Below are 16220 nucleotides of genomic sequence, written 5' to 3' on the forward strand. Positions count from 1 at the left end.
AAATCAATAAGGCCAGTTTAACCATGCAACAAGCGATCAATAAGTCCGACTTTATTAGTAATTTAAGCGTAAATTGTGATTCAATGACTGAGGTAGTCGTTGATGATGCTGTACGCGAAATACTAAATTTGATGATAGATACTTTAGCGAATGACGGCCGTGTTGAAGTTCGCGGTTTCGGTAGTTTTTGCTTGCATCATCGCCGTGCTCGTACCGGACGTAATCCTAAAACGGGTGAAAGTGTCTCTGTACCTGCCAAAGCTATTCCGCATTTTAAGCCAGGAAAAGCGCTACGCGAAGCGGTTAACAATAAAGCGGCATTATAGATAATAGGAACCAATAGAGTAGCGCTTCAAATAGGTGTAAAATAATCCTAGTTTCCAACTTATTACGATTACTTACTACTCCTACCTACAGCTGAGGTCTAAGATCATGCGTTTTTTATTGTTCGTTTTACTGTTTTTAAGCTTTGCTTATGCTTTAGGTTTAGTATTGGCCAATAACACAGATATCGGGGTAAATCTATTGTTCTCGCAGGCTCCTGCGATGAATTTAGGATTACTGCTTATAATCTGCTTAATTCTAGGTATCGTCATTGGTATGCTCCTGGCATTACTGTTGTTTCGTGTATTTCAAACCAAATGGGAGATTTCTCGTTTGCAAAAGGCGAATCAAAACTTACAACAACAACTAACTCAAGCAAACGTCGTAATAGATCGACAAGCAAACGCACCAACAGTAGAAGAGGCCGTGTATGGAACAACGGGCGTTCCTGTACAAGACGAAACACTAGCAACTGTCGATAATGCTTCAGAGCTGACCAAGCGCAAACGAGATTAATTTTATTCATTATTAGTCTTTAGTGAGTGGGTTATTATTAATCTGCTTACTCCTATAATGCTTTGTCAACTTCGATATAAAGTGGTAGCACTATGAGTAATACGACAACAACCTCAACAATCTCGCCTGTCATTGTTGCTTTAGATAACATGACTGTAGATTCAGCTCTAGCGTTAGCTGATCAATTAGATCCTACTTTATGTCGTCTAAAGGTAGGTAAAGAGCTGTTCACTCGCTGTGGCCCTGCTATTATAAAAACTTTGCATCAACGCCAGTTTGAGATATTTTTAGATCTAAAGTTCCATGACATTCCTAATACTACTGCTCAAGCCGTATTAGCTGCCGCTGAGCTTGGGGTATGGATGGTTAATGTCCATGCCAGCTCAGGTTTCGCAGCAATGTCACTTGCAAAAGAGCGTTTGATAGCTGGCAGTTATGATACTTTACTAATAGCGGTAACCATTCTGACCTCCATGAGTGCAGAGAACTTAGTGCAGGTTGGTATCAATGACAAGCTTGACGATCAAGTGAATCGTTTGGCAAAGTTGACGCAGCAAGCAGGTCTTGATGGCGTAGTATGTTCAGCTCAAGAAGCCAAAGATCTCAAAGCGCTGTGTGGCCCTGATTTTAAACTGGTTACCCCAGGTATTCGCTTGCCAGAAGACAGTACAGACGATCAGCACCGAGTTTGTACCCCTAAACAAGCCTTGAGTGCTGGCGCAGATTACTTAGTTATTGGTCGTTCGATTACGCAAGCAATAAATCCCTCAGCGAAGCTACAAACCATTTTACAAGGTATTTAAGATACCAATATTTAACGCGCCTTAGTGCCTTATAATCCTACCTTATATAAGGTATTAAATTAATATCTTATATAAAAGTAGAAAAGACAACGTAGCGGTTGTCTTTTCTACTTTATGACAGCATATAAATATATTCTAGCCCAATCAATTTACCTCTATAACTGACCTTGGATCGTATGAAATTACAGATATTGAGTGATTTACACATCGACAGCTACGCTCGTCAATCGCACCCCCTTGGCCATATTCCTAAAACAGATGCTGACGTGATATTAGTAGCAGGGGATACTGCTAACAGTGATACAGGTATGCCATGGCTACAAGAGCAAGCAGCACGTCTGCAAGTCCCTCTTATTACTATTGCTGGCAATCATGAATACTTCAATGAAGATGTTTTGCACTTTGACAAAAAACTGGCTACTTGGGATAACTATAATGAGACGCTTGCTCGAGGGATGCGGGTTCTTCAATGTCAGCACATTGATATTGGTAACATCCGTATTTTAGGTTGTACGCTATGGACAGATTATCAGTATCAAGCTGATGAAGATACGATGGTGGTTGCCAAACGTTTTATGCGAGATTACAAACAAATTTACGCAGGCAGTGAGTTGTTTTCACCAGAGGCATCGATGCAGATACATGCAAAACATCGTGCGTGGCTCAAGCAGGCCTTGGTAACGGCTAAAGAGCTGAACAAAAAAGTAGTGGTGATGAGCCATCATAGTATCAGTCCATTATCGGTTTCTGAAAAATTTGCTACTCTGCCCAGTAATGCCGCTTTTGTGAGTGATTTATCTGCGTGGATGCATGAACCTTGGGCGCCTTCGTTATGGGTACATGGGCATACGCATGAAGCTTTTGACTATCGGGTTAATAATACTCGAGTGATTGTCAATCCCCGTGCTTATCCTAATGAGGTGAGTAGTACGGCACTAGAGTTTGCATGGGATAGAGTGGTTGATATTGAATAACCACTCTATATTTTATTCACTCAAGACAAAAAATCTGCTACGCTGATCACCATGAGTAAATTCCCTGATTCTCCTATTCTTAAGCAGTCCGATACTTTCATACGTCACCATAGTATACCGGCGCCTGCGCATCTGCCAGACAGTATGATAGCTTCGGTTGATTTATTGCCTGAAAACAGACGTTTGATTTTGTTTACCAGACATTCTTTGCGTGAGCGCTCTGATGGTAATGGCTTTGCAAGCTACCAGTTACCACTTACTCCCAAAGGCCGTATATTGGCCAAATCTTGGGGACGCTGGCTTGCCAATCATTTGCCGTACTCGATGGATGTAGACAGTATATCGAGTCCCATAGGGCGCTGTATCAACACCGCACAGCTGATGCAAGAAGGCGCTGGTCTGCAGCGTAGTATTATTGATCAATCGCTTTTAGTCGAGCCTGGCAGCTTGGTGACTGAACCTGAGATTGCAAGCGTAGTATTTAAAGAGGTCGGTGTACTGAACTTTATCAATCGTTTTTTGCAAGGCAATCTTGAGGGGACTAAAAACGCCTATCAAGGTGGTCTTGATATCTTATCGTTGTTTTATCAGCATCAACCTGATCCAGGTCATCTCATGCTAGCTGTCAGCCATGATACGCTACTCTCTGCATTTTTGGCAGTAATGTTTGACAGAACAGAGATCGATTGGAACGACTGGCCAAAGATGATGGAAGGTGTGTTTTTATGGTTTGATGACCAGCCATTTGAGCAAGCAAATGCTCATTTTGTATGGCGCGGCATGGTTTATACTCGTCCAGTGAATTCCTTATTAGAGAGTTATCGTGCGGCAGGCTTTCATCCTAGCAAATTACTCCTACCGCCTGAAGTAAAGTGGACATAATTTTTGGTATTATCGATGTTAGCACCACTACTACTTATCGATGACGAGCATATAAAACTGAGCATAAAAAAACCTTGCCACTAGGGCAAGGTTTTTATTGAATCACCTAACTTAGGCAGAGCAATGATTAAGCTTGTAGGCCTTTGATTGCTTTATTCAAGCGGCTTTTGCGACGAGCCGCTTTATTTTTGTGAATAATGCCTTTGTCAGCCATACGATCAAGCACAGGTACCGCTTTTTTGTAAGCTTCAGTAGCTGCGTCATAATCTTTAGACTCAATAGCAGCGTCAACACGCTTTAAATAAGTACGGACCATTGAGCGCTGTGAAGCAGAATTCTGACGACGTTTGGTGTTTTGACGAGCGCGTTTACGAGCTTGTGCAGTATTAGCCACGCGTATCTCCTTTATAAAAGACAGATAAAATATGAATGTTAATTACAATAAAACAATGAGTGTAACGATCATAAGTGACGAGCAGCCGTCCCGCCAAATATGATATCGATACCAAGTATAGGCAAATTATCGCAAGTATTAAGTCTATTTGGAATAATTAAACAGTCTTAACTTGTAAAGGCGGTTATCTTAGCAAATTATTGCACTCAGAACAATGTATTTGATTGCTACGGTACAAAAAGGCGTAAATAAGTCATAGCACTTGCCATTCATCATATAAGGCGTTAGATTACAAAATCTGGTTCGGCAGTTGACTACTGCTTTTATGATAAAATCTCTTACAATAAATAATGAGCAATGACACTCGTTATCAGGTATTTTGAATATAAGGCTTATAGATAAAACGACATTTGCTCCCAACCATCTCAATAAATAATTATAAAACCACGGATAAGCTATGCAGCGAAAAGCGATTATAATTGGTGCCACAGGATTAGTGGGACAATATCTTGCCAAACAGTTGAGTGAGCTTTATGACACTTTAATCGTAATTGCACGACGCCCGCCACGCTATATTAATGCCAGTATGCGTTTTTATCAGCTTAATGATTTTGATAATTTAGCTGAAGTATTCACTAGTGTAGGCGTAAACCATACCACTGATGCTTTTAGTTGTCTTGGCACTACTAAAAAACAAGCTGGTAGTGACGAGGCTTTTCGTAAAGTTGATCATGATTATAACGTCAGTTTTGCTAAATTATGCCGAGATAAAGGCGTTGAAAATTTCTTTTTGTTATCCTCAATGAATGCTGATCTTGACAGTCGGTTTTTGTATAACCGAGTCAAAGCAGAAACTGAACAGTCCATTAAAGAATTGGGATTTGCACAATTAGTGATTTTTCGTCCTTCGTTATTACTTGGTAGACATAAAGGTCGTCCTTTAGAGAGCATTAGTCAAAAAGCGTTTCAGCTCATCTCTCCTTTGGTTTCAGAAGCATTACCGATGCATCCAATCTCAGCCAAGCGTGTTGCTAATGCTATGGCAATGTGTGCGCATAACATTTATGAGCGCCATAAATACCTTACTAAGCAGGTTTCTGCAACCACTACTATCATAGAAAATAAACAGATGCTAGCTATGACTCGAGTCAAGCGTTAAGCTAAAATAAAAAAAGCTAAGATAGAAAGTTGCAATGCAAGAATCTACCCTCTACTTGTATTCTAATAAATAGCCTAAGTAGAACAGTAAATCTAAAAAGAGATAATACAAAACTACAAACAAGGAGCGAAGTTATGTCGGAGTCTGCAACTATGAGTAAAGAGAATTTTGTAACCTGTGATTTATTGGATGCCAATCCTGAATCACAAGTGTGTTTGCCGAATATTGAAGGTAAGTCATTTTATAGTTTTGGCGGTAAAGATAAGTTTTGTGGAGAGATCGTGACGGTAAAATGCTTTGAGGATAATAGCCGAGTCAAAGCGTTATTAAATAGTGATGGCAAAGATAGTAAGGGTGACGGCAAGGTGTTAGTCGTTGATGGCGGCGGTTCTATGCGCTGTGCTTTGCTCGGAGATATGATTGCTCAATCGGCAATCGATAATGGTTGGGCAGGAATAGTGGTTTACGGCTGTGTGCGTGATGTCGATGATATGGCGCAGATGGACATTGGCGTGATGGCGCTTGGCTGTATTCCGCGCAAATCCACACGCCGTGATGAAGGTCAAACGGATATTGAGATTAGCTTTGGTGATTTAACACTTAATTCTGGCATGTTTATTTATGCTGATAATAATGGCATGATTGCAAGCCATCAGTCTTTATTGGTTTAAACGGCGTCTATCACTAACGAGAATCTCAGTTTTGGATGACAACTGAGATTCTCGTGTTTATCTAAAGTGTAGTTGGTTAATACTCTTTTGACTCCACTTCGTCTATTTATGTACTTCTTAAACGTCTTGCAATCCAATCTATAAATTCCTAAAAACTGTACTATGTTAATAAGTCATTCAACTTTATCAATTAATGACAAACCGTTACGGCATAAATTAGTTTTGGTCAAACCCTAAAATGTTCGTATAATAGTCTTCTGACTCTCAACTTTGATTTTATTTACTATGCCTATCACTGCTTTAACTGACGCATTTTCTCCGATCAACAAGCAACTGTTTCCTATCAAAGATACCGAACGGCGTTGGCTTGCGCCTGTTCATGGGGCAGTTAGTAGTTTGTGGCTGGCAAGTTTGGTTAAAGCTTCAATATGGCAAGTAGCAGACCGTCTTAAGGTTGTAGTGACGCGCGATCAAAATCAGCTTAATCAGATAGAAACTGAGCTGGCATTTTGCGGTGTTGACGCTTATGTGTTTCCTGATTGGGAGACGTTAACTTATGATGAGCTATCACCGCATCAAGACATCGTTAGTGAGCGTATTAATTTACTGACGGCTATGCCAACGACAGGCGTACTACTCATCTCAGTACAGACGCTTATGCATCGCGTGGCACCGCCAAGCTGGCTCATTGGGCAGCACTTTGATCTGGGGGTTGGTGATCGGTTTGACATTAATACCCAGCGCGAGATACTTACCAAGGCAGGTTACCGCGCGGTTGATAATGTTTTTGAGCCCGGGGAGTTTGCTGTACGCGGTAGTATTATTGACATCTTTGCCATGGGACAACCATTTCCACTACGCCTTGATTTGTTTGATGATGAGATTGAGACCATTCGCTTTTTCCATCCACAAACCCAGCGCACACTGACTGATGATGATCTAAAAGCCATGCTATCAGGTAATGACAGTAGTATGGGACAAGAGTCATTGTCGCTACTACATAAACTACCCGATATCTCTAAACCTATTAAAAAATTCCAAATTCTACCGGCTAAAGAATTCCCGCTTGATGAAGGTCGCGAAACCTTTCGTACGAATTTTGCCGCGATGTTCCCTAATACTAGCAGTCGTAAATCTGAGCTGCATAAAGACGTCATGGCCGGTATTGCTAGCAGCGGTTTAGAATACTATCAGCCGCTGTTCTTTGATTTACAAAACTGGCAACAAGAGAGTAGTTTGTTTGCCTACTTTCCTGATGATGCGCTGTTTATTACCGATGAGCTTATAAGCGAGCGGCAAGTAGATTATTGGTCGCAGATTCAGCGCCGCTATGAAGAGCGTCGCCACGATATTGACAAACCTATTGTTGCCCCTGAATTACTCTACCTATTGTCTAACACGCTTAATGAACATCTCAATCATTATCCAAGGGTGGTTTTGAGCGCGCGTGATGAGCTGGCTACTATGACCGAGGTAGCCACAATTGAAACAACAAATAAAGCGATCAATCAGCCAAAAGGCACGGTAATGCTGAGCGCGCAAGCACCGCCGCAACTGCCTATCAACCATCAAAAGGCAGAACCATTAGCTGAGCTATTAGAGTTTTTAAATAATGAAGCCCAGTCAAATACGCCAGTACTAGTGGTTGCTGAAACGGCTGGACGCCGCGAGATCTTAATTGAGCTATTCAAAGGTAAGATTGACATACAAGCCTATGATAGCTTTAAGGATTTCTTAGCTACTAACAAAAAAAGCGCTAATTCAGCAGCTACTAATGATTTAAACAAACGTCCGCAAGTTGGTCTAACCGTTGCCCCTATTGAACGCGGAGTGTATATCCCTAAGCGCTTGGTAATAATTAGTGAGACTCAGCTATTTGGCAGACAAGTCCTACAGACGCGCCGTCGTCGTCAAAGTGGGGTGTCAGAGGAGTTCTTGGTTAAAAGCATCACTGAGCTGACTGAAGGCAGTCCTATCGTGCATATAGAGCACGGTATTGGTCGCTACAATGGCCTGATCACTTTAGATGTAGGTGAAGGTGAGCAGGAGTTTATTCATCTAAAGTATGCTGATGATGCTAGTATTTATGTGCCAGTAGCTAATTTGCAAATGATTAGCCGCTATAGTGGCGGAGATCCAGCGCTGGCGCCGCTGCATAAGATTGGTAGCGGTAAATGGGATCGTGCCAAACAAAAGGCGCTAGAGCAGATTCATGACGTTGCAGCTGAGCTACTCAATATGCAAGCACGGCGCGAAGCTAAAGTCGGTATTCATTTCAAAATAGACATCTCGCAATATGAGCTGTTTGCCAGCCAGTTTGAGTTCGAAGAAACCCCGGATCAGGCCAACGCTATTCAAGCAGTGATACATGATATGAAGCAAAACCAGCCTATGGATCGTCTGATTTGCGGCGATGTGGGTTTTGGGAAAACGGAGGTGGCGATGCGTGCCGCCTTTATTGCCGTCAGTGCAGGCTATCAAGTGGCGGTTTTGGTGCCGACAACCTTGCTGGCAGGACAGCATGAAGATAATTTTCGCGACCGCTTTGCTGATTGGCCAGTTCGTATTGAAAGCTTATCGCGCTTTGGTGGCAAAAAGCACCAGCAAAGTGTATTAACCGACTTAGCCGCTGGCAAAGTAGATATTGTCATCGGTACGCACAAACTATTACAACCCGATGTGAAGTTTGCCATTTTAGGTTTGATGATTGTGGATGAAGAGCATCGCTTCGGGGTACGCCACAAGGAGCGTATCAAAGCCATTCAGACCGACGTAGATAGCATGTCAATGACTGCTACGCCTATTCCGCGCACGCTTAATATGGCATTATCAGGAATGCGTGATATGTCCATTATTGCAACGCCGCCTGCGCGTCGGCTGTCCATCAAAACTTTTGTCATGCAAAAGACAGAAGCGCTCATGAAGGAGGCGATACTACGTGAGCTGCTCCGCGGTGGACAAGTTTATCTATTGCATAATGACGTAGCTAGTATTGAGCGCATGGCAGAAACGGTTCGTGAATTAGTCCCCGAGGCAAGGGTAGGGGTAGCACACGGTCAGATGCAAGAGCGTCAACTTGAACAAATCATGCAGCAGTTTTATCACAAAAAGTTCAATGTGCTGATTTGCTCTACCATTATCGAAACCGGCATAGATGTGCCTAATGCCAATACTATTATCATTGAACGTGCTGATAAGTTTGGTCTCGCGCAGCTGCATCAACTGCGAGGGCGCGTGGGTCGTAGCCATCATCAGGCTTATTGCTATCTACTAGTGCCCTCTTTAAAAGGTCTAAAAGGTGATGCTAAACGCCGGCTACATGCTATTGAACGTGCTAATGCCTTAGGTGCAGGTTTTATGCTGGCAAGCGAAGATTTAGAGATTCGCGGAGCAGGTGAGATATTAGGGAAGCAGCAAAGCGGCAATATGCAGGCTATCGGTTTTAGCCTATATATGGATATGCTTGAGCGCGCCACAAAAGCTATCAAAGCAGGTAAAGAGCCGGATCTAAGTACCCCATTATCACTAACTAGTGAGATTAACTTGCATGCCTCAGCACTGATACCGGAGGAGTATTTGCATGATGTGCACCAGCGTTTATTATTTTATAAACGTATTAGTAATGCCGATGATAAAGAAGCACTTATCGACATCCGTACTGAAATGATTGATCGCTTTGGTACTTTGCCGGACCAAACCAAACAGCTCTTTGCTGTGCATAGTTTACGTATACAGGCAGAACCTTTAAATATCAACAAAATAGATGCCAGTAGTACCAGCGTGACACTAGATTTTGCCCCTGATACGCCAGTAGAGGCGCTAGCTATTATTAAACTTATCCAGTCAGATGGTCAGCATTATCGTATGAATGGGGCCTCAGGTATTCGCTATAGTAATACTACTAAATTGGCGACTGCGCAGCAGCGCGTGGACACTGTACAGGAATTACTACACTATTTTAATAATCATGTAGTAGCAGAGCCCGCTTAACTTTGATTAGTTTCAATTTAAATCTTGGTTCAAATCTGGAGCGTTTGTATAGTCAAGTATGAATGTTGCTATTTTATCAACCGGATACCTGATAAAATAGCGACATTATATGACCATAGCTTTTTATTGGCATTTTATAAACTTTTACATAAGAGAAACCGTCATTATGTTCCAACTGCATCCTAAACTTGCTGCCGATAGTTTTTTAGTGGGCGATTTTCCATTATCGACGTGCCGCTTGATTAATGACTGCCAATTCCCATGGTTAATTTTAGTACCGCGAGTAGCAGGGGTTAAAGAGCTGTATGAATTATCAGAAACTGATCAGACGCAGTTTTTACGTGAATCAAGCTGGCTCTCAAGCCAACTGGCTAAGACTTTCCAAGCCGATAAAATGAATGTAGCCGCTCTTGGTAATCAAGTTCCGCAACTGCATTTTCATCATATTGTTCGCTATCAAAACGACATGCAATGGCCAAATCCTATATGGGGTGTACCAGCTGTACCTTATACCAAAGAGATATTAGCGCAGATGCAGCAAACATTAATGATGGCGCTACGTGGACATCATCAAATGCCATTTGATTGGCAGATGTAACTAAGGTTTATTTGCAGTAAATTGCCTATTGTGTTGTTAAACTATCTGCTACTTTGTCTAACTACCTTAATGCTATTCTTACTATATGCCATATAAGATATTGGGAGTCAATATTGCTTCAATGAACAAGGATGAATGATAAACAGTGCTTTTTTACGATGATCAACCTACAGTAGTGTCACAGTATTCCTACTATAATCAAAAGATTCCTATTTTTTTACCGCGTGCCTACTGCAATAGCTACCTGATGACTTACTGCTTATTAGCTATTTTTGTCAGCACTTGCACAAGCGGTTATTAAGCATGTCTGCCTTAAATAAATTAAGAACGATAAGCTTATTTAAAGATAATAAGGATTATCATTTCGATTATCCAGAAGTCTTTGTGTTGTTACTCACAACCTTACTTATTGCTCTACACTTTGAGTTCAATCCTACGTCTATCACCTTGTTAGTAATCATCTGCTTACCAAGCTTGATGATTTTAATTTATAACTATAGTCGTCCTGCCAGTTTTTGGTCGTCTAATATTGTCGTTATCCTATTGTCGACAGTGATTGGTAGCATGCAGCTGTGTCCGGTATTGTCACTGAGTCTGGCTTTGTTAATAGGCTACCGTATTATTGTTAGCGCTTCTGAAAACCGTCTCAAACTCATTATTGTAGCTATAGTAAATATAGGCATGTTTTATTATGTCAGTACGATTTTGAATGGTACTGAGCTAAATTGTAATGAAGGGTTTTTACCCATAGCTGTACTGCTTGCTAGTATCGTCACTATATTATGGCAGTTTGCAAATATTTATTATAAATACAGCAGCCATGATCAAACAATAAAGCAATCAAGACAGCGTTTAAATACGATGGTAACCGTGATTAATAAGCTAACTCGCTTTTTACCGCCTCAAGTTTGGCAGCCTATCGTAAAGCTAAATAATAGTGTAGAAGTTACCAATAAACGCGCCAAGCTTACCATTATGTTTTCAGATATAGCTGGTTTTACAGAATTATCTGACCATTTAAGCTCGGACAATTTAGCCGATATCTTAAATACCTATATGCAGTGCATGACTACGATTGCCAACAAACATGGCGGTGTACTCGATAAATTCATTGGCGATGGTATGGTATGCTTCTTTGGCGAGCCCCATAGTCGAGGCGCTCGTCAAGATGCCCTAGATTGCGTAGCAATGGCGATTGATATGCGCCGTGAGATGCGCAATCTCAGGCAAAAGTGGCGGTTGCTGGGCTTTGAGGGTCTTTATGTACGTGTTGGCATTACTACCGGCTACTGTCATGTTGGTAATTTTGGCAGTAATAACCGTCTTAGCTATACTATTATTGGTAAAGAGGCCAATCTTGCTGCTCGTCTTGAAGCTATAGCAGGCAAGGGGGAGATTCTTATCAGTCAAAAAACTTACGATTATATATGTCATGATTATGACTGCAAATATGCAGGCACTTATCAATTGAAAGGTTTTGATGACACCATAAAAGCATGGCAAGTTCTTGATCCTGATATTAATAAAGGGCATTTATCAAAATGGGTAGATCATACGCTACCAGGGTTTAATTTGCATCTAAATTTTAAAGACATCCAAAACTATGATTATCAAGAGATCAAAAATAAGCTGAATTTCGCGCTTGAACATATTGAAAAAGAGGAGAAAAAGTCACTACCTGATAAAGAGACCAAAGGCGGATAAATGCTTCAGTAGTTCAGCTTTTCATTTTCATATCAACTAATAATTTTTCATGCTAACTAATGACAAAAAGCCAGCTGTTTTTATGACAGCTGGCTTTTTCTATAAGTACTAAGGTATAAGAATTTTAGTAGTGACTTAATGATTCTCTTTGGCGTGATTAAGCGTATATTTAGGAATCTCAATAGTTAAATCTTTGTCCTCAATCATCACCTGACAAGACAGGCGTGAATCTGGTTCTAAGCCCCAAGCGCGGTCTAGTAAATCGGCTTCGATATCGTCCATCTCATCTAAACTATTGAAACCTTTACGCACTACAACATGACAAGTAGTACAGGCTTTAGACATCTCACAGGCATGTTCAATTTTAACGCCCTCTTTCAACAAGCCTTTACATAGATTGTCACCAGTTTCAAGCTCAACCTCGGCTCCTTCAGGACAAATCTCAAAATGGGGCAGTATAGTAATTTTTGGCATAGGTAATCTATCCAGTATTTATTAATTTAAAAGTAAAATCAATTCAAAATAAACAATGACCATTTTATTATTAGAATCGGTGTATTATTAGAATGGACATATTATGAGATTAGATATTTATTAAAATAAACATAATGCTTACACTTTAGACTGAGTACTACCAATCTTTAGTACTAGTACCAGCCATACTACTCTTAACACTCTGATTCATAATACGAGCAGCAAAAGCATCGCTATGCGGCTTAAGCTTGGCTTGCTGCGTTTCAATCAGTACTATATCTTCCGTACTCAAAGCAGCCTGCATCTCTTGCATCTGTAAGGTGAGCGACTGCTGCTCATCAGTATCAAGTAATGCAGAAAATTCAGTCAAGGCCGATTGTAGTGCTAGTAATTCACGCTCAGCTTCTACTTTGGTTTCAATCAACGAGCGTGCGTTTTTATCTTCTTCAGCGTGCTTGAACCCTGCAACCAGCAATTGCTCTTTTTGCTCATCAGATAAGCCATAAGACGGTACAATCTCAATTTTGCTTTCAGTACCAGTCGTTGTCTCCTGCGCACTTACCGTCAGTTGTCCATTAGCATCAATACTAAAAGTAACCTCGATGCGTGCGAACCCAGCTTTCATAGGCGGAATACCATATAGCTCAAAGCGTCCAAGCGAGCGGCAGTTCTCTACTGTTTCGCGCTCGCCTTGTACTACATGGATGACCATGCCGGTTTGCCCATCTTGATAAGTAGTAAAGACTTGCCGCTTCTTGACCGGAATAGGTGTATTGCGGGGAATGAGTACTTCAACCAAGCCGCCCATAGTCTCAAGACCAAGTGATAGCGGCGTGACATCCAGTAATAATAAATTGTTGTCACTATCACCATTCACCAACTGATGAGCAGTTTGTGCTGCCCCTAATGCAACAACTTCATCGGGATCAAGTCGGCAAAGCGGCTCTTTTGCAAAGAAATCAGTAACGATTTGCTGCACCGCAGGCATACGTGTCGAGCCACCAACTAAGATAACTTCATCCAAATCTGAGATGGAGAGTTTTGCGTCACGTAATACTTGCTCACACACACTAAGGGTACGACTGCTAACTGGTTTTGCAATAGTCAATAAATCTTTACGCTGCAATACACCTTGATAGGACTGCTCATTAACTACAATGTTAATGTCAACCTGTTCAGTATCCGTTAATGCTTGTTTATAAGCTTTAGCTTGTTGTGCCAGTACTGATTTATCATGACGACTAACTTCTGCTGGATCAATGTTTAATTGTTTAATAAGCCAATTGGTTAACAAGCGATCAATATCATCACCACCAAGCGCACTATTACCGCCCGTTGCTAAAACTTCAAAGACGCCATCGGTCATCTTTAAAATAGAGACGTCAAAAGTGCCGCCGCCCAAATCATAAATAAGGTAATAATTTTCAGTAGTCTCTTGATCAGCACTATCTTGATTTGGTTTATCAAGGCCATACGCTACTGCCGCAGCAGTTGGCTCATTCAATAGACGCAGTACATTAATACCAGCGGCTTGAGCAGCATCTTTTGTCGCTTGACGTTGTGCCTCGTCAAAATAAGCTGGGACAGTAATAACCGCGCCTTCAATACTATCTACAGGTAGAGCGCTCGTAGCTCGTTGTTCAAGCGCTGCTAGAATACGCGCAGAGACCTCCACAGGAGATACCTCTCCTTGAGCCGTCACAAACGCCGGCATAGCGTCTTCGCTACCGCTTAACTCATATGGGTGAGAAAATTTAATATCTGCTTGACTACGACCCATAAAGCGTTTGGCAGAAATAATTGTATTTTTAGGGTCATCAGGCAAATGTGCCAAGGCATCATAGCCAACCAAAGGCGTACCTGTACTTGGATAATAAACTACTGAGGGCAGTAGAGTGTCTGAACTGGTCTTTGCTTTTAACACTTGCGCCTTGCCTGAACGGACTACCGCAACCAGTGAACGAGTGGTACCAAGATCAATACCAAGGCCAAAACGGTGTTGATGGGGTTGGGCGCTTTGATTGGGTTCAGCAATTTGCAATAGAGACATAAGACAACTCAGATCAGATATAAGAGGGGTAAAGAATCAAACAAGGCCAATAAAAAGGCTGCTATATTTTAAAGAGATTATACGTATAAATCATCATCATCTGAATGCGCAGTATTTGCCACATCATCAAGACCTGCAGTAATATCAGCGTTGAGCTTAACTAAAAATTTTAGTTTTTGCGTAGCATCAATCGCTGTTTGCCAATCTTGTTTTTGGTAGGCTTGACTAAAACGCTCAGACTGCTTATCCAGACGCTCAGTTATTTGTGGATGCAATTGCTCTAGTGCTTGTTTATCTTTGGCTTCTATAGCTTCATCTAGATCGATACGCATCTGCATAGCGTCATCTAAAAAGTCTAAATCTGCTATAGATTGCTCTAGAGTTTGCGCCTGACCTTGCATATCAAGTAAGTAGCCAGCTCGGCTATCAGGGGCACTCAATGTTTGATACGCCTGATTAATAAGTGCTGAAGCTTGCTCAGACTGCTGCTGAGCCTGAGCAATATTTGTCGTATTTTTAGCGACATTATCAGGGTGATAACGCTTTTGTAATTGACGCAGATGTTGATCTAAGCTGTGTTGCTCTACTTCAAATTGTACAGGTTGTTCAAATAAAGCAAAGAAGTTATCAAATTGAGCTTCTGGAGTAACCTCGGTCATATTATAAGCCTTGCTTTTTTATTTACTTTTAAAAGATTGTAAGTTTTGATGTGATCATAGATCAAAGACTTTAAACAGTAAAAGATTCACCACAACCACATTCGCCTTTTTGGTTGGGATTGGTAAATTTGAAACCTTCGTTTAAACCTTCTCTTTCGTAGTCCATCAACAAACCGTCTAAGTATACTAGGCTTTTAGGATCAATAAAAATACTCACGTCGCGACTCTCAAAACGAGTATCATTCTCGTCAGGAGTATCAACGAACTCTAAAACGTAGGCTAGGCCCGAACAGCCTGCTGTACGAATACCTACTCGAATGCCTTCACCAGTGCCGCGATTATCCAAGAACTCTCGAACATGCTGAGCGGCGCGTTCTGTCATCTCAATCATGCCAACTCCTATTAACTATCAACAATAATTACACTTCAATTAAATATCTAACAAACCAGATGATAAAAGGCGACAATTACATAAGCGTTATTGTCACCCTTTAAATGCTAGTAGCCTTTAGCTACAGTAGCACAGTGATTACGCTAAAAGATTTTAGCTAGTTGCTTCTTCTTTTGTGGTATCAGCAGTATTGTGCTTACCTTTATAATCACTAATAGCTGCTTTAATAGCGTCTTCTGCAAGTACTGAGCAATGCACTTTTACTGGTGGTAGTGCAAGCTCTTGAGCAATGTCATTATTCTTAATCTCGCCAGCTTGATCCAGACTTTTACCTTTTAGCCACTCAGTTACTAGTGAGCTTGAAGCAATAGCTGAACCACAGCCGTAAGTTTTGAAACGGGCATCTTCAATAATACCATTATCGTCGACCTGAATTTGCAAGCGCATTACATCGCCGCAAGCTGGAGCGCCAACCATACCGGTACCAACGTTTGTAGCCTCTTTATCAAGATTGCCAACATTGCGTGGGTTTTCATAATGATCAATAACTTGGTCACTGTAAGCCATGAGTTTTCTCCTAGTAGATGATGAGTATTTATTTATGTATTTAATGCTAATTGCACTCATCGAT

The 16220-nt window shown here is 41.3% G+C and carries 16 protein-coding genes; 10 read left to right on the forward strand and 6 right to left on the reverse strand.

What is annotated here, in order from left to right:
* Positions 1-23 precede the first annotated feature (23 nt).
* From ACR63N_RS05140 to ACR63N_RS05160, 5 genes are all read left to right on the forward strand, one after another.
* The gene (locus ACR63N_RS05140; protein WP_367103519.1) at positions 24-326 is read left to right on the forward strand and encodes an integration host factor subunit beta; all 303 of its coding nucleotides are present in this window, start codon (positions 24-26) and stop codon (positions 324-326) included.
* 106 nt (positions 327-432) lie between these two features.
* Positions 433-840, forward strand: a complete 408-nt coding sequence (locus ACR63N_RS05145) for a lipopolysaccharide assembly protein LapA domain-containing protein (protein WP_367103518.1) — start codon at positions 433-435, stop codon at positions 838-840.
* A gap of 92 nt (positions 841-932) precedes the next feature.
* Entirely contained in the window at positions 933-1643 is a 711-nt protein-coding gene (gene pyrF, locus ACR63N_RS05150) for an orotidine-5'-phosphate decarboxylase (protein WP_367106118.1), read from the forward strand.
* A gap of 176 nt (positions 1644-1819) precedes the next feature.
* Positions 1820-2617, forward strand: coding sequence for a metallophosphoesterase (locus tag ACR63N_RS05155; RefSeq protein ID WP_367106117.1), 798 nt, complete (start codon positions 1820-1822; stop codon positions 2615-2617).
* Positions 2618-2668: 51 nt separating this feature from the next.
* The gene (locus tag ACR63N_RS05160) at positions 2669-3499 is read left to right on the forward strand and encodes a histidine phosphatase family protein (protein WP_472782547.1); all 831 of its coding nucleotides are present in this window, start codon (positions 2669-2671) and stop codon (positions 3497-3499) included.
* Positions 3500-3626: 127 nt separating this feature from the next.
* On the opposite strand, the gene rpsT is transcribed toward ACR63N_RS05160, so the two are convergent.
* On the reverse strand, positions 3627-3893 hold the full coding sequence (rpsT, locus tag ACR63N_RS05165) for a 30S ribosomal protein S20 (protein ID WP_367103515.1): 267 nt from the start codon (positions 3891-3893) through the stop codon (positions 3627-3629).
* Between the two features lie 457 nt (positions 3894-4350).
* Between rpsT and ACR63N_RS05170 the strand changes: the two genes are divergently transcribed.
* From ACR63N_RS05170 to ACR63N_RS05190, 5 genes are all read left to right on the forward strand, one after another.
* Positions 4351-5052, forward strand: coding sequence for an NAD-dependent epimerase/dehydratase family protein (locus ACR63N_RS05170; RefSeq protein WP_367106116.1), 702 nt, complete (start codon positions 4351-4353; stop codon positions 5050-5052).
* 152 nt (positions 5053-5204) lie between these two features.
* Positions 5205-5723 (forward strand): ribonuclease E activity regulator RraA, encoded by a 519-nt coding sequence (rraA, locus tag ACR63N_RS05175; RefSeq protein ID WP_367106211.1) that lies wholly within the window; start codon positions 5205-5207, stop codon positions 5721-5723.
* Between the two features lie 285 nt (positions 5724-6008).
* On the forward strand, positions 6009-9713 hold the full coding sequence (gene mfd, locus ACR63N_RS05180; RefSeq protein ID WP_472782548.1) for a transcription-repair coupling factor: 3705 nt from the start codon (positions 6009-6011) through the stop codon (positions 9711-9713).
* Positions 9714-9879: 166 nt separating this feature from the next.
* Positions 9880-10311, forward strand: coding sequence for an HIT domain-containing protein (locus ACR63N_RS05185; RefSeq protein WP_367103512.1), 432 nt, complete (start codon positions 9880-9882; stop codon positions 10309-10311).
* 303 nt (positions 10312-10614) lie between these two features.
* Positions 10615-12015, forward strand: coding sequence for an adenylate/guanylate cyclase domain-containing protein (locus ACR63N_RS05190; RefSeq protein WP_472782549.1), 1401 nt, complete (start codon positions 10615-10617; stop codon positions 12013-12015).
* Between the two features lie 135 nt (positions 12016-12150).
* Here ACR63N_RS05190 and fdx read toward each other — a convergent pair whose 3' ends face one another.
* From fdx to iscU, 5 genes are all read right to left on the reverse strand, one after another.
* Positions 12151-12489 (reverse strand): ISC system 2Fe-2S type ferredoxin, encoded by a 339-nt coding sequence (fdx, locus tag ACR63N_RS05195; protein WP_367106113.1) that lies wholly within the window; start codon positions 12487-12489, stop codon positions 12151-12153.
* Between the two features lie 157 nt (positions 12490-12646).
* Positions 12647-14539, reverse strand: coding sequence for a Fe-S protein assembly chaperone HscA (gene hscA / locus ACR63N_RS05200; protein ID WP_472782550.1), 1893 nt, complete (start codon positions 14537-14539; stop codon positions 12647-12649).
* Positions 14540-14616: 77 nt separating this feature from the next.
* Complete coding sequence (gene hscB / locus ACR63N_RS05205) at positions 14617-15198, reverse strand: Fe-S protein assembly co-chaperone HscB (protein WP_367103508.1); 582 nt, start codon at positions 15196-15198, stop codon at positions 14617-14619.
* Positions 15199-15268: 70 nt separating this feature from the next.
* Entirely contained in the window at positions 15269-15589 is a 321-nt protein-coding gene (iscA, locus tag ACR63N_RS05210; protein ID WP_367106111.1) for an iron-sulfur cluster assembly protein IscA, read from the reverse strand.
* A 153-nt stretch (positions 15590-15742) separates the two neighbouring features.
* Entirely contained in the window at positions 15743-16156 is a 414-nt protein-coding gene (gene iscU, locus ACR63N_RS05215; RefSeq protein ID WP_367103506.1) for a Fe-S cluster assembly scaffold IscU, read from the reverse strand.
* Positions 16157-16220 lie beyond the last annotated feature (64 nt).

Source organism: Psychrobacter sp. M4, assembly GCF_055699795.1.